Annotated in this window: 19 protein-coding genes; 14 read left to right on the top strand and 5 right to left on the bottom strand. The window is 43.2% G+C overall.

Annotation, left to right across the window (positions count from 1 at the left end; all coding sequences use genetic code 11):
• The first annotated feature begins 20 nt into the window (after positions 1 to 20).
• From MNR06_RS08450 to MNR06_RS08440, 3 genes are read left to right on the top strand one after another with little or no spacing between them, the layout of a single operon-like run.
• Positions 21 to 1625: a CTP synthase gene (locus MNR06_RS08450; RefSeq protein WP_407933215.1), complete on the top strand. Its 1605-nt coding sequence runs from the start codon at positions 21 to 23 to the stop codon at positions 1623 to 1625.
• A 14-nt stretch (positions 1626 to 1639) separates the two neighbouring features.
• Positions 1640 to 2620, top strand: coding sequence for a KpsF/GutQ family sugar-phosphate isomerase (locus tag MNR06_RS08445; protein ID WP_243534889.1), 981 nt, complete (start codon positions 1640 to 1642; stop codon positions 2618 to 2620).
• Positions 2621 to 2625: 5 nt separating this feature from the next.
• Positions 2626 to 2964 carry an FKBP-type peptidyl-prolyl cis-trans isomerase gene (locus MNR06_RS08440; protein WP_243534886.1) on the top strand — a complete coding sequence of 113 codons (339 nt, stop codon included), beginning with the start codon at positions 2626 to 2628 and terminating at the stop codon, positions 2962 to 2964.
• 2 nt (positions 2965 to 2966) lie between these two features.
• Here the strand turns inward: MNR06_RS08440 and MNR06_RS08435 are convergent, their stop codons facing one another.
• Both MNR06_RS08435 and MNR06_RS08430 read right to left on the bottom strand, forming a co-directional pair.
• Entirely contained in the window at positions 2967 to 4133 is a 1167-nt protein-coding gene (locus MNR06_RS08435) for an AGE family epimerase/isomerase (protein ID WP_243534883.1), read from the bottom strand.
• Between the two features lie 85 nt (positions 4134 to 4218).
• Positions 4219 to 5265, bottom strand: coding sequence for a hypothetical protein (locus MNR06_RS08430; RefSeq protein WP_243534880.1), 1047 nt, complete (start codon positions 5263 to 5265; stop codon positions 4219 to 4221).
• A gap of 166 nt (positions 5266 to 5431) precedes the next feature.
• On the opposite strand from MNR06_RS08430, the gene MNR06_RS08425 reads away from it, so the two are divergent.
• Positions 5432 to 6700 (top strand): APC family permease, encoded by a 1269-nt coding sequence (locus tag MNR06_RS08425; RefSeq protein ID WP_243534877.1) that lies wholly within the window; start codon positions 5432 to 5434, stop codon positions 6698 to 6700.
• Here the strand turns inward: MNR06_RS08425 and MNR06_RS08420 are convergent.
• Genes MNR06_RS08420 through MNR06_RS08410 form a run of 3 tightly spaced genes read right to left on the bottom strand, consistent with a single transcriptional unit; the run spans position 6695 to position 8948 of the window.
• Positions 6695 to 7417: an amino acid ABC transporter ATP-binding protein gene (locus tag MNR06_RS08420; RefSeq protein WP_243534874.1), complete on the bottom strand. Its 723-nt coding sequence runs from the start codon at positions 7415 to 7417 to the stop codon at positions 6695 to 6697. The two genes, MNR06_RS08425 and MNR06_RS08420, sit on opposite strands and share 6 nt — an antisense overlap.
• A complete protein-coding gene (locus tag MNR06_RS08415) occupies positions 7414 to 8157 on the bottom strand; it encodes an amino acid ABC transporter permease (RefSeq protein ID WP_243534871.1) in 744 nt (247 codons plus the stop codon). The genes MNR06_RS08420 and MNR06_RS08415 overlap by 4 nt, the downstream gene beginning before the upstream one ends.
• Before the next feature lie 5 nt (positions 8158 to 8162).
• The gene (locus tag MNR06_RS08410; protein ID WP_243534870.1) at positions 8163 to 8948 is read right to left on the bottom strand and encodes a basic amino acid ABC transporter substrate-binding protein; all 786 of its coding nucleotides are present in this window, start codon (positions 8946 to 8948) and stop codon (positions 8163 to 8165) included.
• An 80-nt stretch (positions 8949 to 9028) separates the two neighbouring features.
• Here MNR06_RS08410 and MNR06_RS08405 point away from each other — a divergent pair, with 80 nt between their 5' ends.
• The 10 genes from MNR06_RS08405 to MNR06_RS08360 all read left to right on the top strand — a co-directional run bounded on the left by MNR06_RS08405 (position 9029) and on the right by MNR06_RS08360 (position 20107).
• Positions 9029 to 9451 carry a hypothetical protein gene (locus MNR06_RS08405; RefSeq protein WP_243534867.1) on the top strand — a complete coding sequence of 141 codons (423 nt, stop codon included), beginning with the start codon at positions 9029 to 9031 and terminating at the stop codon, positions 9449 to 9451.
• Positions 9448 to 9969, top strand: coding sequence for an acyl-CoA thioesterase (locus tag MNR06_RS08400; protein ID WP_243534864.1), 522 nt, complete (start codon positions 9448 to 9450; stop codon positions 9967 to 9969). Before MNR06_RS08405 ends, MNR06_RS08400 begins: the two co-directional genes overlap by 4 nt.
• 105 nt (positions 9970 to 10074) lie before the next feature.
• Entirely contained in the window at positions 10075 to 10575 is a 501-nt protein-coding gene (locus tag MNR06_RS08395) for a KdsC family phosphatase (protein WP_243534861.1), read from the top strand.
• 6 nt (positions 10576 to 10581) lie between these two features.
• Positions 10582 to 11304 (top strand): outer membrane beta-barrel domain-containing protein, encoded by a 723-nt coding sequence (locus MNR06_RS08390; protein WP_243534858.1) that lies wholly within the window; start codon positions 10582 to 10584, stop codon positions 11302 to 11304.
• 12 nt (positions 11305 to 11316) lie between these two features.
• Entirely contained in the window at positions 11317 to 12117 is an 801-nt protein-coding gene (locus tag MNR06_RS08385; protein WP_243534855.1) for an outer membrane beta-barrel domain-containing protein, read from the top strand.
• Positions 12114 to 13685: a tetratricopeptide repeat protein gene (locus MNR06_RS08380; protein ID WP_243534852.1), complete on the top strand. Its 1572-nt coding sequence runs from the start codon at positions 12114 to 12116 to the stop codon at positions 13683 to 13685. Before MNR06_RS08385 ends, MNR06_RS08380 begins: the two co-directional genes overlap by 4 nt.
• Before the next feature lie 3 nt (positions 13686 to 13688).
• Positions 13689 to 16892: a tetratricopeptide repeat protein gene (locus tag MNR06_RS08375; protein ID WP_243534850.1), complete on the top strand. Its 3204-nt coding sequence runs from the start codon at positions 13689 to 13691 to the stop codon at positions 16890 to 16892.
• Positions 16892 to 17743 carry a tetratricopeptide repeat protein gene (locus MNR06_RS08370; protein WP_243534848.1) on the top strand — a complete coding sequence of 284 codons (852 nt, stop codon included), beginning with the start codon at positions 16892 to 16894 and terminating at the stop codon, positions 17741 to 17743. Before MNR06_RS08375 ends, MNR06_RS08370 begins: the two co-directional genes overlap by 1 nt.
• 22 nt (positions 17744 to 17765) lie before the next feature.
• Positions 17766 to 18056, top strand: a complete 291-nt coding sequence (locus MNR06_RS08365; protein ID WP_243534845.1) for a hypothetical protein — start codon at positions 17766 to 17768, stop codon at positions 18054 to 18056.
• Positions 18053 to 20107 (top strand): AgmX/PglI C-terminal domain-containing protein, encoded by a 2055-nt coding sequence (locus tag MNR06_RS08360; RefSeq protein WP_243534842.1) that lies wholly within the window; start codon positions 18053 to 18055, stop codon positions 20105 to 20107. Before MNR06_RS08365 ends, MNR06_RS08360 begins: the two co-directional genes overlap by 4 nt.
• The last annotated feature ends 7 nt before the right edge of the window (positions 20108 to 20114 follow it).

The raw sequence follows: 20114 nt of genomic DNA, 5'->3' as shown, positions 1-20114 counted from the left end.
CGAAGTCGACGAAGAAAGCTTTGAAACAAAAATTTATTTTTGTAACCGGTGGGGTTGTTTCCTCAATCGGTAAAGGCTTAACTGCGGCAAGCCTTGGAGCTTTGTTAGAAGCTCGTGGCCACCGCGTGACTATCATGAAGTTTGATCCGTATTTGAATGTGGATCCAGGCACCATGTCGCCTTTGCAGCACGGTGAAGTGTATGTTACTGAAGATGGTGCAGAGACCGATTTAGATTTAGGTCACTATGAACGTTTCACAAGTGCTTTGATGGTTCGTGCGAACTCTGTATCAACGGGTCAAATCTATGACACCGTTTTAGCGCGTGAACGTAAGGGTGATTATTTAGGCGGAACGGTTCAAGTCATTCCGCATATTACTGAAGAAATTAAAGCGCGTATTTATGAAGCGGCCCAAGGCAGTGAAATCATCTTAGTTGAAATCGGTGGCACAGTCGGTGACATCGAAAGTCAGCCGTTCCTTGAAGCCATTCGTCAGATGCGTATTGATGTGGGCTTAGAAAACTCTGTTCTAGTTCACGTGACTTATGTGCCGTACATCGCTGCTGCTGGAGAGTTGAAATCAAAACCAACTCAGCACTCGGTGAAAGAACTTCGCGAAATCGGATTGCAACCAGACTTCTTGGTGTGCCGTTCGGAAAAAGTGATTGATGAAAACCTAAAAGCGAAGATCGGTCTTTTCTGTTCTGTTAAACCTGAAAACGTGATCGCTGCTCAAGACAGCCGTTTTATTTATGAAGTGCCATTGGCTTTGAATAAAGAAAAGCTGGATGAGTTGATTGTCGAGCGCTTAGGAATCACGCCGGGTAAATTAAATCTTAAAGGATGGCAGAACCTTGTGAAGGTTCTAAGCAATCCGCAACACACTGTTAAAATCGGGGTTGTTGGTAAATACGTGGATCTTAAAGAATCCTATAAGTCTTTACACGAGGCTTTGGTTCACGGTGGTATCGCGAATAATTCGCGCGTTGAGATCATCTATGTCGATTCAGAAACTGTGACAGATAAAACTGTAAATCAGCTGTTGGGAAAAGTGGATGGTATCTTGGTTCCTGGTGGATTCGGTCCTCGCGGTGTTGAAGGTAAAATCACGGCGATTAAATATGCCCGTGAAAAACGCGTTCCATTCTTTGGTATTTGTTTTGGTATGCAGTTATCGGCAATCGAATTCGCGCGCAACGTGTGTGGCATTAAAGATGCTACCAGCCGTGAATTCCATGGCGAAACAAAACGCAGTGGCAACTTCGTTATCGATTCGATGGTTGAACAACGTGGCCTTGTGAATAAGGGCGGAACTATGCGTTTAGGTGCTTATCCGTGCAACCTTGTTTCAGGCAGTCGTGCTCAACAAGTTTATAAAGCTTCTTCCATCATGGAACGTCATCGTCATCGTTTTGAATTTAATAACAAGTACAAAGCTTTGTTTGAAAAAAACGGGATGCTGGCTTCGGGTATTTGTAAAGAACGTGATTTGGTTGAAATCGTCGAACTGCCGGACCACCCATGGTTTGTAGGTGTGCAATATCATCCTGAATTCAAATCAAAACCCTTGGCACCGCACCCATTGTTTGTGCATTTTGTAAAAGCTAGTTTGAAGAATAAGTAGAGAGGCCCTTAGTTATGTCTAAAATCGTGCAGCAAGCACTGAGAGTTCTAGAAGTTGAAGCCCAGGCTATTTTGCTTTTACGTGAGCGTATCGGTCCTGAGTTTGAAAATGTTGTGAACTTGGTTAGAAACTGTCAGGGAAAAATTATTGTGACTGGCATGGGTAAATCCGGTCAGATCGCGCGTAAGCTTGCCAGTACTTTTTCTTCTACCGGTACGCCTGCTGTATTTGTTCATCCAGCTGAAAGTTCCCACGGGGATTTAGGCATCGTTGATCCTAAAGACGTTGTTCTTGCTTTGTCTTATGGAGGGGAGTCACCGGAATTTGCAGGCATTCTTAAATTTGTAGCTCGTAAAGGTATTTCTCTAGTTGCTATCACTGGTAATGTGAATTCTTCATTGGCGAAAGCTGCTCAGTACACTTTAAACGTGAACGTTCCTGAAGAAGCTTGTCCATTGGGGCTTGCGCCTACTGCAAGTAGTACAGCTACTTTGGCGATGGGTGATGCTTTGGCAATGGCGGTGATGAACGAAAAAGGTTTTAGCTCTGAAGACTTTGCAGAGTTTCATCCAGGTGGCAGCCTTGGTTACCGCCTGTTAACTCGCGTGAAAGATGTCATGCATACTGGTGACGCTCTTCCTACGGTGGGTTTAGATACTCCAATTCGCGAAGTGTTTTCGATCATGACCCATAAAGATGTTCGTGGGGCTGCTGGTATTGTGGATCAGAATGGGGATCTTGTTGGTTTAATTACGGACGGTCAAATCCGGCGCAGACTTGAAAAAACCAATGATCCTTTAACTGGTTCTGCCAAAGATCTTATGACGACAAGCCCACGTACGATTGACGTGCAAGAGCTTGCTGAAAAAGCCTTATTCGTTATGGAGCAATTTCAGATCAATATGCTTTTCGTTCTTGATAAAGAGTCTGCTCATCCAAAAAGACCAGTGGGTATCTTACACGTTCAAGATTTGCTTCGTGCACGCGTGAGATAATCATCATGGATAACACAGAACTGAAGATAACCGACACCGTTGAAGGAACAGGTAAAGCCGCTGTGAAAGGGGCTTTATTGATCTGCAACTACGAAGGCTTTTTAGAAGACGGAACGAAGTTTGATTCTTCGTATGATCATGGTCGCCCATTTCAATTCGTCATTGGTTCTGGCAAAGTCATTAAAGGCTGGGATCAAGGTTTAATGGGAATGAAAGAAGGCGGGAAGCGAACATTGTTTGTGCCTTCGCATCTTGGATATGGAGAGCGCGTGAAACCTAAAATTCCCGCGCACTCAAATCTAATATTTCACGTAGAAATGATCGAAGTCCGTCCAAGGGAGTAGGTCTACACACCGGCTAATTTACCTCTAAGATTAGCGTATTCTTCCATGGCATTGATGATGTGATACAGGGAACTTGCCTTAGCGGAAGTTCCGTTGAAAGTATCTGTTTCTGAAGCCATGTCGTACCAAGTGCCTTCAAGTGGTGTTTTAAAGAACTTAGTTAAGGTGTTTAAAGCATCATCTGCTGCTTGAGCATATTGTTCCTGTCCAGTTGAAACTTCAGTTCCAAGGCGACAAGCCGCTTTGATTCTTTCACATTGGGGCCAGAAGCGGGAGGTCTGGGTTTTTGGAGTGTAATCGCTCCACATCTCATCGAAAACGACTTTGCGAGTTTTAGAAACTCCATGTTTTTCTGCTAACAAAAATAACTGATGGCGAACTGATTTTAAATCTTTACCAGTCAGTTCTTCATAAAGTGACATCAACCAAGCCCACTCGTATTGATGACCTGGCTCATAGATAAAGCGGCCGTTTTCACGAAGGTGATTCCAGTTAGAATCAAAATATTCACCCAAGACTTGGCTTTGTGGATCGATGAACTTGTTTAAAGCTAGATCAACTAGTTCTTTTCCTAAATCTTTCCAGTCTTGGTCATTGCGATCTACTTGCATCCAAGCGACCGCTGATTCAAACATGTGCATGTGAGGATTTGATTTAAAAGAAACATTGCCTTTTTCGTCTAGCTCTGTGAAACCGCCGCCTGGAACAGTTCTTTCTTTACGAAGATATTTCACCAATTGTTTTGCACGTTCTTTATAAACCGGGCGAGCTTCCACTGAATAAGCTTGGGCCAAACCAAAAAGCGCAAAAGCTTGAGTATACAGATCAGGATTTAAAATTTTCGGTGTTCCATCTGGATTTACTGAATAACTGAAAGCTCCTGAAGGTAACGAAAACTTATCAATCATATAGCCCGTGCCGCGGTGGATAGCTTCAAACGCTAAATCCGTTCTGCAGCAATCCATCTTAGCACCCGTTAAGAAAGAATAAATCTGACGGCTTTGTACCATCGCACGGCGAGGCACATCCATGGGCTTACCATCAAATGAAAGGCTTTCGACAAAGCCGCCGCTGTCGCGGTCGATGCCTTTAGTGCTCCATAGTGGAAAGACATCATTGCGAAGCCAGTCTTTGAATGTCTCGATATTTGCTTGATATTGGTGTGCCATAGATCTCTCGCGCCTACTCCGGCATAGCCGGAGTGATTTAGGAGGTTTAGGGAAAATATATATAATCCCTGGCGCAGTGTCTATGCTATTTCAATTCAACGGAATCAGCTCTGACAGCTTCAATCATTTCGATCAGGTCTGTTTCTGTTTTCTGACGGCTGTCTTGTTTGACCAAACTTTTAATGACTTGCCCATTGCCCATGATTTTAACGATGGTTTTGTCAGCTTCGATTTTATAACCATAGCGAGTTAAAAGCGCGCGCGTATCTTTAACTGCTTTAAGGTACTTTTTCATTTCTGCTACTTCGATGTCGTTATATTGGCTTAAATCTAAACTCCACTTCGTGCCAAACAAGCCAAGAAGTACTTTTGCTTTTAAGTCTTGATCCACGTGGCTGGCTTTGGCGACCAACATAGCAAGGATGAAGTTATGGCGGGCTTGTAGGATTTGTATCAATTTATCTTCAAACACCAACAGATCACGGGACGCTACAGCCATTTGATCAATTGTAATAGCGCCTTCTTTAAGAGCTTTGCCTTCGGCAAGGGCTCTTTCAATCAAGCTTAGCATCGACATTAGTTTATGTTCTGATTTTTCTAAGCGATTTTTTTGCTTATCGTTCACTTCATGCAAAGTAGTCGCTAGTGCTAAAAAGTTTTTATCTTTATTGTCTGAAGATGTAGGGCTGATGAAATCGTTGTGGGAAGCATATTCATGAATTTCGCGGATGAATTCACGAGCGGCCGAACCAGCCAGCTCTTCACGGCGCTCAATTCCGTCTAAGCCTTGATTCGACCAAAGTTGAAATTCAAAACTCCAAAAGTATTTTACCGCAAGACCCAGCTTTTTAGGCATCTCTTGGGAATCACTCATTGACTCTAAAAACTCTTTACGAAGAATAGCTGCATTACCCTGTCTAAGGGCATCGTAAAGCTCGGCTGTTTTTGCATCTAGATCAGCTGATTTTTTATCTAGTTCGCCAGTCTTTTTTTCCATGCGTTCCGTGGTATCGGCCATGGTGACGGTCGCATCATGCATTTCATCTAAATTCTGTTTCATTTCACAAGCCATGGTCAGGCTGCTTAAAACAACAAGTACGATCAAAGGTTTAAGTTTAAAACCACGGTTCATAGAATCCTCCGGCAATGGACTTCACTTAGCAGGATGGATGCCATTTTGGTTAGCACCTAAAAGCGGTTCCATGGTGTCAGCCTGTCACATATATAGACAGCCTTCTTAAAAGGGGCTGTAAAACGGCATTTTGCCAGGGCTAAAAGCTTGGGAAATAATGAAGTTTATGAAAAGAGTCTTATCCCAAACGCAGCTGGTTTTTTATGGCATTGGTATGATCGTTGGCTCCGGCATTTACTCGGTGATCGGCAAAGCTGCCGGAATAGCAGAGGGTTCACTTTGGTTAAGTTTTATAATTGCGGCGGCAACCGCTTTACTGACCGCTTTATCCTATGCTGAATTGTCCAGTATGTTTACCAAGGCCGGCGCTGAATATATTTACGTAAAGAACATCTTTCCACTAAAAGAGATACTGGCATTTTTCTGTGGTGCTATGATGATCTTTGCTGGTGTAAGCACCTCTGCCACTGTCGCCCATGCTTTCAGTGGTTACTTACAGCAATTTTTCGAAGCGCCAACTCTGATCGTGGCCTTTGTCGTTCTAGTTGTATTCACACTGATAAATCTCTGGGGAATTAAAGAAGCTAGTTGGGTGAATATTATCTTTACTCTGATTGAGCTTCTTGGTTTGGTTATCATTATTTATTTTGGTTTTGATAGTAGCAGTGTCGAAAAAAGTATCAGTACATTTCAACTTTCAGAAAACGTATGGAAAGCCAGCGCCCTGGTCATTTTTTCTTACTTTGGATTTGAAACGGTCGTTAATTTCGCTGATGAAACTGAGCAGCCTGAAAAAAAGCTTCCCCGGGCGATTTTGTTAAGTTTGTTGGTCGCTGCGGTTCTGTACTTCTTTGTGAGTATCGCCACTATGAACCTGGCTAAGCCAGAGGTGCTGGCCGCAAGTAAGCATCCAATCAGTGCTATCGTACAAAATCAATCAGCTCTTGCGGCGACTGTCTTAGGACTGATCGCTTTATTTTCAACGGCGAACACCGTTTTAATTTCAATGTTATCTACTAGCCGAATCATCTTTAGTATGGGTAGGGAAGGCGACCTTCCAAAGTTGTTTGCTACAGAAACTAAAAAGCACACTCCTAAAATTGGGGCTATCTTGGTTTTGATCCTATCAAGTGTGTTGATTCCAGCAGGCGGGGTTGAAGTTTTAGCTAGTACCTCGGCTTTTGCCACGATGCTGGTATTTGCGATCATCAATATTAGCTTAATCTATTTAAGATATAAGAAGCCCGATGAAAAAAGGCCTTTCAAGGTGCCCTTAAATATTGCACGTTTTCCGTTGTTGCCAGTGGCTGCAACGGTAAGCTCCATTGCTTTGCTTTTTTTCTTTGAATCCAAAGTGTACTTTTTGGCCTTTGCAGTTATTGCGCTTACATTGATATTTTATTTCTTTATACGCGACCGATTGATGAACTTATAAGATTTTACTTAGAAATAATCTTGTTCGTTCACCGTCAGCTTTGGTGAAGATTTTTTCTGGCGTTCCGACTTCCAGAATTTGACCACCGTCCATGAAAAACACGCGGTCACTGACCTGACGAGCAAAGCCCATTTCATGGGTGACGATAATCATCGTCTTTCCTCCGTGGGCTAGGCTTTTAATAACGTCCAAAACTTCGCCTACCATTTCTGGGTCTAAAGCAGAGGTGGGTTCGTCGAATAAAAGCACCTGCGGATCCATGGCCAATGCTCTGGCAATAGCCACGCGCTGCTGCTGACCACCACTTAGTTCATGAGGATAAGAATTTTCTTTGTCGCCTAAGCCCACTCGCTTTAACAACTCACGACCCTTTTGCCTTGCAACTTCTGTTGATTCTTTTTTAACTTTGATCGGCGCTAAAGTGATGTTTTCCAGCGCTGTCATATGGGGAAATAAATTGAAACGTTGAAACACCATACCAGCATGGGCGCGAAGTTTGTTGTGATCTAAGCGAGGATCGGTGACAACAAACTCGTTTACCTTAATGATTCCTTCCTGGGCTTTTTCTAAAGCATTCAAGCAACGTAAGAACGTACTTTTGCCTGAACCCGAAGGACCGATGACACAAACCACTTCGTTGTCTTTGATTTCGCAGGAAATATCCTTCAACACCTGTTTGTCGCCGAAATATTTTTGCAGGTTTGATACTTCAATCATGTGTTTTGATACTTTCTTTCAAGCCTATGCACGCCATAGGACATTGCTAAAGTTATCAGAAGATAAATGAAAGAGATAAATAAGTATGGCTCCCAGTAACGAGCATAGGTTCCTGCAGCTGTCCTTGCAGCGTAGGCTAACTCTGCAAGACCGATGGCGGAAACCAGTGAAGAGTCCTTTAATAAAGTGATGGCTTCATTTCCCAGCGGTGGAAGCATTCGTCGTGAAGCCTGCGGAATAATCACCGACTTCATAGTGTGAAAGTAACTTAAACCCAAAGAGCGCGCGGCTTCAAACTGCCCTCGGTCCACGGATTGAATACCAGCGCGAAAAATTTCGGCGATATAAGCTGCTGCATTTAAACTCAAAGCCAAGGCGCCAGAAATAAATGCTCCGTGTTCGCGTTTTAAGTACTGAGCAGTCTCACCTGATATTAAGAGCCCATTTTCTGGATGTATAAGAAGCGGGACGACAGCAAAGTGGATCAGAAGAATTTGAACAAAAAGCGGAGTTCCGCGAACGAAGGTAATATAGATTTGCGAGGGCAGGCGAATCAGCAAGGTCACCGGCCATCGCCAGGGTCCATGTTCAACCTGCGCGATTTTTCCTAAACCTAAAAGAAGTCCTAAGACAGTTCCGACACAAACTCCAATCAGAGTCAGCAGAACGGTTGTTTGCAGCCCTTGTAAAAACAAGGGCCAGTATTCAACAATGATGTCTGTACGAAACCAGGCAAACATTAACTCTACTTATCGCCAAAATATTTTTTAAAGATGCTGTCGTATGTCCCGTCGGCTTTGATAGCAGCAAGGCCTTCATTGATTTTTTTAATAAGTTCCGTATTGCCTTTCTTAACCGCGATTCCGTAAAACTCTTTCTTGAAAGTCGGATCAGAGATGGTTTTAAAATCGGACTTGTTATTGGCCATAAAATTATTAATCACGCCGTTATCCGCGATAACTGCATCTACCCCGCGGGCCGAAAGCTCTTGTAAAGCCAACGGAGTTCCTTCGAAGCGTTTGATGTCATCGCTTGTTTTACCTAAAAGTCCGCTAGCCACTTCGTCACCGGTGGTGCCGGTTTGTACGCCAATCTTTTTGCCTTTGAGTTCTGAAAATTTGCTGATCTTTGATGACAAAGGCACAACGATCAATTGTACGGCTTCAAAATATGGCTCTGAAAAATCCATCACTTTTTTTCGTTCATCATTGATGGTGATTGCAGAAATCAAAATGTCTCTGTCGCCAGATTCCAACTGATTGAATAAACCTTCCCATGGCGTATTTACAAAGCGAAGTTTAAGACCTGATTTTTCGCCGATGGCTTTAAGAATTTCGATGTCAAAGCCCACGATTGATTTGTCAGATGTTTCGCTTTCAAAAGGGGCATACGCTGCATCCGTACCCACCACTAACTCTGCATTTTGGGATTTTTGGGCTTCCGTTGCTTTACTTGGTTCTTCTTCAGTTCTTTTTGTGCACGAAGCAAAAAGAGAAATTGAAAGGATAGAGATCAAAATTAAACGCATCATAAAATACCTCGTCTAGACTTGATTAGGCTCACTTGACCATCGTTACTAGCGCGAGTCAAATGTCAATTGGGAGATATAAGATGAAGGAAACGGTCGGTAAAGTTCTTGGTTCTATTTTGCGAAGCACACTGATTTCCATCGTGATGTTCCTGGTGGTTTTCTCTGTAATCACCGGTGAATTTCCGCCAAACCTCAGCAGAATCAAAACAGCTTATCAATCGTTGCAAAGAATGACTCAACTAAGTCGTGAAATTCAAAACAAACAGAAAGCGCTGCAAAACCAATATGCAGCGGAAGGCATGGTGGAAGATGCTGACGTCCAAGCCTTACAAGAACTTAACCTAAAAAGGGCCGAAATCGGCGCTAATCTTTTGGGGGACGCTGCGCCGCCAGAAGTGAGTTCTAAAGAAATGACTGAATTAAAAAAACAAGTTCAAGAAATGCAAAATCAAGTCTTCCGCTTGCAACAACGGGTCAACGAACTTGAAGGGCAGAGCAAATGAATTTATTTTTTAGGCTCATCCATATTTTGATCTTTTCCCGGTTCCGTTCCAAGATTTCCTTGATGGATGAATGCAGTACTCCGTTCAGAACTTGGCCTACGGATCTTGACGTCCTGATGCACATGAATAATGGCGTTTATCTTTCGCTGCAAGATTTAGCGCGCATGGATTTTATGATCCGCATGGGGGCAGCCCCGAAAATTTCAAAACAGGGTTGGTACCCTGTTGTCGCTTCGGAAATGATCCGGTTCCGCCGCTCACTTCAAGTCTTTCAAAAATTTTCAATCCACACTCGCTTAATAAGTTGGGATGAAAAATCGATTTATTTGGAACATAAGTTTTTAAGCGGCGGGGAAATTATGGCGGCAGGCTACATCCGTGCGCGTTTTTTATCGAAAAAAGGTGGTACTGTTTCTCCGCAGGAACTTTTAGCGTTGATCGGCGCAGAAGCTTCTCCGCCTCAGTTTCCTTCGTCATTAAGTTCATGGATCACTGCGGATAACGAACTGCAAAAATAATTTTCGAATTATACAGGCCTTTAGTCCTGAAACCCGACACAACCCTAAGTCCTGTATCCAAGTGGCGCACTTGCCGCCTTAAGTATTATTTTCCACAATGATCTTGTGACATTAGAAATATCAAAACTTAAAAATATCAAGATGTTGGTCCTCGATGTGGATGGCGTCTTAACTGACACTCGTGTGTGGTTTGATGGCGGCGAGTGGCGTCGATTTTATTCTATTCGTGATGGTGTCGGCATCAAACGACTTATCGATTCTGGTTACAAAGTAGCTGTTATCACAGGAAGTAAATCAGAAGACATTCGCGCTCGGGTGAAAGCATTGGGCATTCATTTTCTGTATGAAGGCGCTTCTGATAAAGAGCCGTCATTCCAACAACTTCAAACTGAATCAGGCATTTCTGCAGAAGAGATGGCCTATGTTGGGGATGATATTTTCGACATCCCACTTTTACAGAAAGTGGCTTTCGGTGCGACAGTTCCTGAAGCCGTCGATGAAGTCTTAGAAATTGCAGATTACGTGACTCGCAGACCCGGCGGAATGGGTGCTGTGCGAGAAGTGAGTGACTATATTTTTAAATACGGAGCCTTTTCCTCTAGGTAGGTAAACATGATGAATGGATTTAAAGCCGTTGTGATTTTTGTGCTTGCGATGCTGCTGCAAAAAGCCGCGTTCGCTGCTGAAGTGGTAGAGCTTCCACCAGAGGAGCTCGCACAAGAATCAGTTCTTCCTGTATTTGACAGGCCGGTGAGTGTTCGTAACAGAACTATTGTCACTAACAAAAAATTCGAAGTGGATGGGTTTTATAGCTACGCGATGACAGAGCCTATTGCCAACGTAAGCAAACTTGGTATCGGCATCTATTATAATACCAGCGAAAGTCATGCCTGGGGTTTGTTGGTAGGTAAACACTCAACAGGTCTTTCAAGTTACGCCGAACAGTTGGATAAACAGTTCAATTTAGATTTTGCCAGAGCTCCGTATCCAGATCTAACGACCATGCTTGATTACAATCTGAAAGCTTTTTACGGCAAAATGAGTATTTCAAAATCTATCGTGTTTAACACCCTGCTATTCGGATCCGCTTCAGCGGGAATGGTTAAGTACATCCATAAAAGCTATCCGGCGGTGGCAGTAGGTATGGGGCAGAAGTTCTATTTTACTAAAGATTGGGCTGTTCGCTTTGATTTGCGTCTTTATGCCCATCAGGCACCTGTTCCGTTCTTGGCAAGCAGAATGAAAACGACAGATCCAACGCCTGAATATTCTGAGTTTGAAGAACGCTTAACTTTCACAACAAACCTTGATGTGGGTTTGTCTTATTTGTTTTAAAAGGGGCAAGAGATGTTGAACAAAAATATCATGACTTTGATGTTGTTCGGGCTTCTTGCCATTCCAGGTGTGGCATTCGCCCAAGCAGATGAAGCTGATGATTTAGATGTCATTGAGCTAGAGCTGGATAAGGGAACTCCGAAACAAGCTCCTCCGACGGCAAATGCAGCTCCGACTTATCAGGAATCGACACCGAAAGATAATACATTAACGGACTTTTCGGGCCTTGGAACTTTATCGCCGTTCAAGGAAGTTTCAGTTATTCAAAAAAGATTCTTACCTAAGACAGGTCGCTTTCAATTATTTGGCGGCGGCACCTTAGTAACCAATGATCCGTTTTTTAATACGATCGGTGCAGTCGGTAAAGCAAGTTACTTTTTAAGTGAAACTTGGGGCGTGGAATTAAATTATTTCGGTCTTTCAACTTCGACTCGTCAGGGTACTGATGACCTTCGTAATAATTTGAACGTATCAACTGAAAACCTCGTTTATCCAAAATCTTTTATTGGTGGCGATATTGTCTTCGTCCCAGTGTACGGAAAAATGACTTGGTTCAATGAGCGTATCGTTCCTTTTGATCTTTATTTTTCAGCTGGGTATGGAACAACTGAAACGCAATCCGGCGAAAATGCAGGAACTGTTCACTTAGCTGCTGGACAAATTTTTGCTTTAAGTAAAGCTCACGCAGTTCGTTGGGACTTTAGTTGGAACTTCTTTAACGCAACTGGAATCGATGGTGCGCAGAACTCTTTTAACAATCTCTTCCTAACGGTTGGGTGGAGTTGGTTCTTTCCGGAGGCTAGTTACCGATGAGAAAAATATTACTACTCCTGATAGCTTCAAGCATGATGGTTCCCGCTGGTACTTTTGCACAGCGGAAGAAATCTTTTTCGCCTAAAAAGGCTTCGGCATCTTCTTCAAGTTCCCGCGAATCAACTTTGCGCAACCAATTAAGCAATGCCTTAAGACAAGCGCAAGGCGGACAATACGAAGCAGCAGCTAATGCTTTATTTAGCTTAAGCCGTCGTCCTGAATTGGCCGATGAACGTGCGCAAATTAAATACATTCTGGGGACAATGTTAATTGAACTAAAGCTGTACCAAACTGCGGCTTTTCAATTCGTAGATGTTATCAGAATGAAAAATCCAAAGTATTCAAAGTTAGCGATCGAAAAGCTTTCGATTGTGGCTGATACGTTGGGTGATGATACGATTTTGAACTACGCGATTTCCCGCGTGGATTTAAATGATTTCCCAAGCAATCTAAAAGATATGATCCACTTCCGTTTAGGAGAGATCAGCTTACGTAACCGTGACTTTACAAAAGCCTCAGATCTATTTTCGCGAGTGGGATCGGGCAGCAGCTATTACTACCAAGCTCTTTTTAATAAAGGTTTGGCAGAAATGGAAGGCAGTCAACCTGCAGTTGCGGTTGGGACATTTAATAAGATGTTAGATGCTCGTCGTAGAGCACCAGTGACTGACACTAATAAAGTAGCAGCGCAACTTGGTTTGGCTCGTGCTCTTTATCAAAAACAAGATTGGGAAGGTTCAATTGAGGCTTATGCCCAAGTTCCTCGTGACACCGTTTTGTGGCATGACGCGGTTTTTGAACAAAGCTGGGCGATGCTGCGCGCGGCTCGTTTCCGTTCTGCTTTAAGTAACTTCCAAACTCTCCATTCGGCATATTATGAAGACTTTTATATGCCGGAGAGTTTACTGCTTCGTTCGATCGTATACTTATATATCTGTAAGTACGACGAGATGGAAAAAGTCCTAAGTCTTTTTGAAAAGACCTATGGACCTGTGCGTTCTAAAATTGGTGACTTCTTAAAATCGACGTCCGATGCGGCAAGCTTCTATGCCGAAGTTGAAAAAGCCAACTCTATGAAAATCAGCGAAAAAGGTTCTGGCCTAAGACTTCCATACATTGTTTCACGCAATGTTTTAGATCAAGGGGACGTGAAACGTTCGATGAACTATCTTGAAAAATTAAATCAAGAAAAACGCAGAGTCGAAGCGAATTCAGCATTCCGCGCATCACCACTAGGTCAGTACGCCCTTAAAATCATCGCAAATCGTGGTCGTAACACTAAATTTGCAATCGGTGACATGGTTAAAGCTCACTTGTTGAATATGCGAGTCGAACTTCGTGATCTTTATGAACAAGCTGGATTCATTCGCTATGAAATGATCACAGGCCGTAAAGAAAGCATTAAAAAGAAAATTGCCGGCAAAGATCTTGGCGCTGAACAAATCGATGAAAACATTGATCGTCAGTTCTACATCCAAAATGGCTATGAGTACTATCCATTCAAAGGCGAGTACTGGTTGGATGAAGTAGGAAATTACCATTACCTTGGCAAACAAAGCTGCGAGTAAAATATGAAATTAAACCGCCACCGTCTTCTTATCACGAGCCTAGTAACTGTCTTAAGCGCTGGAGAGATTTCTTTTGCGCAAAAAACGACGGTTAAAACCACCAAAGTTGTTAAGAAAAAAACGGTGGGTGAGTTGCTTTCCCAGGCCAATGACAGCTCTCGTGGCGGTCGTTTTCAAATGTCGAAAACAGATACCTCTTTACCTAGTTCAAGCCTGGGTTTTAGAGGTGAATCTAAGTCCGTCAATCTTGATGCTGTGAAGCCGCCTCGTTCCTCTGAAATCATGCAAAAAGAATCCAGCGGGGACAGAGCTGAATACGAAAGAGTTCTAGATCAGCAAATTCGTGAACTTTATAAGCTGACCCAAAAGTTTAAAACCAGCCCGAATCGTGGAGAACTGTGGCTGCGTTTAGCGGAACTTTATGTTGAAAAGGCGGGTCTTATTGATTCCCGCAAACAAGATGAGTACGACGCGAAACTTCGCGCTTTTCAATCAGGCAAAACGAAAGTGAAGCCTAAACTGGAAATTGCAGAAGCTCGGGAATATAACAAAAAAGCTGTTCAACTTTATGAATGGTTCCAACGTGATTTCCCTAGGGATGAAAAAAACAGCCAAGCTCTTTTCTTCCTTGGTTATAATTATTTTGAGTTAGGAGAAGTGGACAAAGGTGCTCGCTTTTACGAGGAACTGGTTCGCGGATATCCCAATTCGGCCTTTGTCGGTGAAGCGCACTTTGCGCTAGCAGAATATTATTTTGAAAATGAAAAATGGGGCCAGGCTTATAAAGAGTATTCTCATTTAATTAAGCAAAAATCCCATCGTCTGCACACGTTTGCTTTATATAAAGGGGCGTGGTGCTTATTCCGTCTTGGTAAAGTTCAACAAGGTATGAACTATCTTGAATATATTATTAAAACGGGTAAAGCAGATACAGGTGAACAGTTAGCCGGTCGCAAAACTGTAAATCGCAATCGTCTTGAAAGCGAAGCGTTACGCGATATCGTGGTTTTCTATGCTGAAGGTGGCGATCCTGCGAAAGCTCCCACGTACTTTAAGGATCTGGTAGGCAATAGTTATCTTTCATATTTAGAACGCCTTGCGTATCAATATTCTGACCGGGGTAACAAAGACTCATCTCGTGACGTATTTAAGTACCTTATTGCACAAAATCCAACATCGGCTAAGTCCTTTGAATACCAATATCAAATTGTTCAAAATTATTATTACGCTAAAAACACCGCCCGCTTTAAAGCAGAGCTTTACAGTTGGGTGAAAGACTTTGACTCACAAAGCGCTTGGTATGCAGCTAATAAAAATAATAAAGAGTTGATTGAAAACTCAGTGAAACTTCGTGAAACCACGTTGCGTAACTACGTTTTACAACAACATCAGACCGCTCAAAACTCTCGGGCCCCATTCTCTCAAAGTCAGGCTAATGAAGGTTATCAGCTTTATTTGCGTGAATTCGGTGATTCAGCGAATGCCGGCGACATGCGCTTTTATTATGGTGAACTTCTTTACGATATGGGCAAATATGATGAGGCTTCCATCCAATACAAATGGGTGGTGGATAACGCTCCTCAAAGTAAGTTCTATTCTAAAGCAGCCCAAAACTTGATTTTATCTGTTGAAAGAAGCATTCCATCAGATCAAGAGATGCAAAAACGTGTGGGCACTTCTTTAGACCCTGTGCCGTTAGAGCCTAAAGTAGAACGCTTTATTAAAGCGGGTCAATGGTACATCGAAAAATTCCCGAACACAGAAAAAGCAGCAGAGATCAAATTCCGTATTGGTCGTCTTTATTACCAAAGCAACCACTTCGATCCGGCAACCACTCAATTCCGCAATATCGTGCAACAACATCCAACGACGAAGTACGCTGAATACTCCGCAAACTTATTGTTAGATATTTATAATTTAAGAAAAGACTACGCGGGTCTTGAAAAAGCTGGTTCAGAGTTACTAGCAGTTCCTTCAATTGCTTCTTCAAAAGCCGGGGAAGATATCCGCGGGGTTCTTGAAAAAGCTTCCTTCAAACGTGGTCAAGATTTAGAAGTTGCGAAAAATTATGGCGAAAGTGCCCAGGTGTTTGAAGGTTTTGCGAAGCAGAACCCGAAATCAAATTTGGCCGTTATTGCATTATTCAATGCGGGCGTAAACTACGAGCGGGCCGGCAAAAACGCTTCGGCGATTAATGCCTACCAAGGTGTTATTAATTCTAAAGACCCAGCGGCGGATAAATTAAAATCCAAAGCGCGTCGCCTGTTGGCAAAACAGTATCAAGATTCAGCACAGTTTGAAGAAGCAGCACGCCTTTATAAGCAAGCGGCCGATGAAAATCCTAAGGATCCATTGGCGGCGAACATGATCTTCAATGCTGCGGTTCTTTATGAAGCTTTAGGAAAATCAGATGATGCAATCAGAGCTTACACTGAATTCACGAAAGTAAATAAAAAGCACTCTGATAATATCGAAGCAGTTTTTAGCATGGCACAAATTCATCGTAAAGCAGGACAAAATGGCGCTGCGATTGCACGGTACACTGAATACGTTGAAGGTGGCGGCCGTGATGCTGAAAAAGTTGTGGAAAGCGCTTACTGGGTTAGCGATTTGTCACGCAGACAAAAAGCTATTACTAAATCAGATGAATGGCGCGGTAAAACACTGGCAATACAAAAGCGTTTTGCGCCTAACAAAAAAGGTCCAGGTGCTTCTTTTGCCGCAAAAGTGAAATTTGCCCAAGCCATGGAAACTTTCAAAGAAATGAAAGCTATCAATTTCCCAGCTGATCCTAAAAAACAAAAGGCAGCTGTGGATAAAAAGACGGCGTTGTTAAATCAGTTAACAACTGAACTGGCGGATATCATTAAATATGATAGCGCCGAGGAAATCGTAAGTTCTTTAAGTCTATTGGGTGAAGCTTATCAAAACATGGCCCAGGCCATTTTAAACGCACCACTTCCAGCTGGACTAAATGCAGAGGAAACAAAGCAATATAAAGCGGGTGTAGAAAAGTTTGCGGAAGCACCAAAAGCGAAAGCTTTTGATAGCTTTAAGCTAGCAGTTGAGCGCGGCTTAGAACTTGAAATCTATAACGATGGTTTTAAAACCGCTTATGAATACATGCACCGTCAGGATCCGAAATCTTACTATAATGGTGAAGAAGTGGCTTCTGACATTCGTTTAGTGAATTGGATGGGGCAATAATGAAAAAGTTATTACTAGCATCGACATTGTTGACCTTGGTGGCCTGTTCTTCAGATCCCGTTAAGGAAACTAAAACTGAAGTGCCAACGACAGAAATCACGGAAGCTCCGGCAATAGAAAAAGAAGAAGCTAAGCCTGTTGCAACAGCAACCGAGCCTGAAAGACCGGTCGCTGTGATGACTCCGTCCCAGTATACTGTCTTAAATGAAGCCATTAAGGCTCAGTCAGACGATAGAATCTATCAAGCAGCGACCCAAATCTTGGCGCAATCGCCAAACGACGCGAAAGCATTAAATGCATTGGCGATGTACCACTATAAAAAGGGTCGTTTTGAACTAAGCAGATATCTTTTAGGTAAAGCCCTGACCGCTTCAGGTAAAAATGCAGACCTTTATTCCAACTTAGGAATAGTCCAGCTTGCGCAAGGTGAAAGAAGGGAAGCGATTAAGTCTTTCCGTCGCGCTCTTGATATTGATAACAACAACGCAGTGGCGGCGGCGAACCTTGGATCGTTATATGTTCAAGAAAAAGACTATGTGAAAGCTCACATTGTTTTAGAAATCGCCTATAAAAAAGGTGTTCGCGATCCGCGAGTTTTAAATAACTTCGCAATCGCATTAACCGCTCAGAAAAAGTATGACCGTGCCCAAGAAATCTATGAGCAGATTCTTAAGGAAAATTCGAACAACAAAGAAGCACTTTATAATTATGCAACACTGTTAGTAGAGAGTATGGCCAAGTACCAAGAAGGTATCGAGCTGATTAACAGACTAAAGTTTGTAGGTGGGCCTGCAGATACCCGCAATAAAATTATTGCTTTGGAAAATAAAGCAAAAGCTGGTTTAAAATAGAGTGAAGGATCAGGTGGAGTCTATGTTGCGAAATTTTAAAATTATAATTTTCGTATTGGTCTTAAGCTGTGTTTATTGCACAAGCTTTGCCCAGTCGACTCGTCCATCTGCCAGCGGCGACAAAAAAGAGCGAAAAGCGACATTGAATTTCGAAGACGAATTGGTTGAAGGTTCGACACAAAAGCCAGAGCTTTTTTATCTCTTTCAAAAAAAGAACTTCAACTATAAGCGCTTGATTAAACTTAGAGAGAATTTTTTGCCCGAGATGAGAAGAACAACAGAAGATATTCAGCGAGTTCGGGGTGTTAATTGAGATCGCCGTTAATATTTAGGATTTTTAAGAACAACCAGTTGGTGGGTGTTAAGCAATTTGATCAGGATCAGATCGTCGTTGGTCACAACGCCGAAGTGCATCTTGATTTAGAGTCAGACGCTGTTTCACCTATCCACTGTCTTATTGAGCTTCGTGATAACGGGTACTATGTCTGTGACCTTGGTTCGCAGCAAGGTACTTTCAAAAATGGACAGGCTGTTCTAGACGAAATGATTTCATCAGGGGATGAAATCGAGGTGGGTCCGTTTAAAATCGTATTCTTCGTGGGCGTACCGAAACCAAAAGCAGCGCCGGGTGCTTCGACCGTATCTGCAACGACCGCAGCAATTGATTTAGATAAAACTAAAAAAATTGAAATAGCGCCGATGCCTCCTCCGGCAGCGGTGAAAACAGAAGAGATCAAAGTGGTTCCGCCGGTCATTCCAGTGGAGATTCCAAAAGAAGATAAGCCAGTTATTACATCGGCTCCGGTAAGGCCGGAAATCCGTAAGGATAGAAGCTTCTTTAAAAAACAAAAGAAGACCAAAACTTTTGCTCCTGCCAGTGAAATTCAAGATTTAAAATCCTATTTAAAACCCACCAAGGGCACAACAGTTCAAGTTGTCGTCACTTGGAAGGAAAGAATTCTTACGACCTATCATTTCCGCGGAAATAAAACGATCCGTGTGAATGCAGGCGGTGATCATTCTGTCGCTTTACCAGAAGGTCTTTTAAATCGCGGATTCCCGATTGTTGAAATGGCGGGCGGTCTTAAGGTGAATGCCAATGCGGATATGACCGTTGAGTTGGTGACCTCAAACGGAACTCGCGCTGTGACTTCAGCTGCGGGAATTCGTGTCGATCAAAACGAAATGGCTTGCGTGACTTTACCGGGTGGAAACATTCACCTTTATATCAGACACGTGCCGCAGGCTGCGACCGTACCAATGTTGCCGATGATGCTTTCAAGCTCAGAGTTAACTGGCTTAGTGATGTCATTAGTTTTAGTTGGATTGTTAGCGCTTTATATCTCAGCAACGATCCCAAAAGACTGGCAGGAAAATAAACAAGAGGAAGTGCAAAGAATTGCCCAGGTTATTTTCAATAAACCACCTGAAGCGGCAACTCCTGTTCCAACTCCGCCTCCGCCAGAGCCACCGCCGGTTCCGACTCCGGTACCAACGCCGACTCCACCTCCGCAAAAAGTCGTGGTGTCAGATAAAACTCGTGATGCGCAGAAAAAAGGTGCGGTTGCTGAAAAAGCCGCAAAAACGCAAGTCGCAGCAAGAGCTAGTGAAGTGGCGCCTAAGCCAATGGCAAAAGACCGTACAAAAAAGTTCACTTCAACTCGTCAGGGGGGCGCAATTAAAACAGGCCAAACTGCTGGGGCGAACGCGCAATCATCTAATAAAGATATTTCTAAAGTGGGCTTATTCAGTGCCTTCGGTGGCGGCGGAAGCCGTAAAGAAATCGACAAAGCTTATTCTGGTGCCGGTGAAGTTCTTGGTATGGCCGATAAAGCATCGGGGGCATCAGGCTTTAACGAAGACCGTGCTGGTGATAATTTAGGTTCTAAGTTTAAAGATTCAGGTGCGGGCGGTAAGGGAACAGCAACTCAGGGTATCGCCGGAGTTGGAACCAAAGGCCGCGGTTCGGGCCAATCTGCTTACGGTGCCTCTGAAGGTTTCGGCAGTAAAAACTCTGTCGCGATCGAAGGTGGCGGAGCGGAAGAATCTTTCGTTGGTACCATCGATAAAGAAGCCATTCGCCGCGTGATTCGCGCGAAGAAGCACGAATTACAAAGCTGCTATGAGCGCGCTTTGAATACTCTGCAAAAGGGGACGTCTTTAGAAGGTAAAATTGTTTTAAGCTGGGAAATCGTGGCTCAAGGTCAGGCGCGAAATGTGAAAGTGAAAAGTTCAACACTGGGTAACCGCCAAGTTGAAAATTGCATTCGCGATCGTTTGGCAAGTTGGACATTCCCAGAACCTCCACCAGGCCTAGTGGCTGAAGTGCAGGCGTACCCGTTCGTATTGAATCAAGCTAATTAATTTTTAG

It is taken from the genome of Bdellovibrio reynosensis (assembly GCF_022814725.1).
In the GTDB taxonomy this organism is placed as follows: Bacteria; Bdellovibrionota; Bdellovibrionia; order Bdellovibrionales; family Bdellovibrionaceae; genus Bdellovibrio; species Bdellovibrio reynosensis.
Note: the sequence above shows the minus strand (reverse complement) of the source record. Positions and strands in the feature narration are given on the sequence as shown.

Bases quoted from the DNA above. Each gene is read 5' to 3' on its own strand.
- MNR06_RS08445 (WP_243534889.1), top strand. From the start codon at position 1,640: ATGTCTAAAATCGTGCAGCAAGCACTGAGAGTTCTAGAAGTTGAAGCC.
- MNR06_RS08440 (WP_243534886.1), top strand. From the start codon at position 2,626: ATGGATAACACAGAACTGAAGATAACCGACACCGTTGAAGGAACAGGT.
- MNR06_RS08435 (WP_243534883.1), bottom strand. From the start codon at position 4,133: ATGGCACACCAATATCAAGCAAATATCGAGACATTCAAAGACTGGCTT.
- MNR06_RS08430 (WP_243534880.1), bottom strand. From the start codon at position 5,265: ATGAACCGTGGTTTTAAACTTAAACCTTTGATCGTACTTGTTGTTTTA.
- MNR06_RS08425 (WP_243534877.1), top strand. From the start codon at position 5,432: ATGAAAAGAGTCTTATCCCAAACGCAGCTGGTTTTTTATGGCATTGGT.
- MNR06_RS08420 (WP_243534874.1), bottom strand. From the start codon at position 7,417: ATGATTGAAGTATCAAACCTGCAAAAATATTTCGGCGACAAACAGGTG.
- MNR06_RS08415 (WP_243534871.1), bottom strand. From the start codon at position 8,157: ATGTTTGCCTGGTTTCGTACAGACATCATTGTTGAATACTGGCCCTTG.
- MNR06_RS08410 (WP_243534870.1), bottom strand. From the start codon at position 8,948: ATGATGCGTTTAATTTTGATCTCTATCCTTTCAATTTCTCTTTTTGCT.
- MNR06_RS08405 (WP_243534867.1), top strand. From the start codon at position 9,029: ATGAAGGAAACGGTCGGTAAAGTTCTTGGTTCTATTTTGCGAAGCACA.
- MNR06_RS08400 (WP_243534864.1), top strand. From the start codon at position 9,448: ATGAATTTATTTTTTAGGCTCATCCATATTTTGATCTTTTCCCGGTTC.
- MNR06_RS08390 (WP_243534858.1), top strand. From the start codon at position 10,582: ATGATGAATGGATTTAAAGCCGTTGTGATTTTTGTGCTTGCGATGCTG.
- MNR06_RS08385 (WP_243534855.1), top strand. From the start codon at position 11,317: ATGTTGAACAAAAATATCATGACTTTGATGTTGTTCGGGCTTCTTGCC.
- MNR06_RS08380 (WP_243534852.1), top strand. From the start codon at position 12,114: ATGAGAAAAATATTACTACTCCTGATAGCTTCAAGCATGATGGTTCCC.
- MNR06_RS08375 (WP_243534850.1), top strand. From the start codon at position 13,689: ATGAAATTAAACCGCCACCGTCTTCTTATCACGAGCCTAGTAACTGTC.
- MNR06_RS08370 (WP_243534848.1), top strand. From the start codon at position 16,892: ATGAAAAAGTTATTACTAGCATCGACATTGTTGACCTTGGTGGCCTGT.
- MNR06_RS08365 (WP_243534845.1), top strand. From the start codon at position 17,766: ATGTTGCGAAATTTTAAAATTATAATTTTCGTATTGGTCTTAAGCTGT.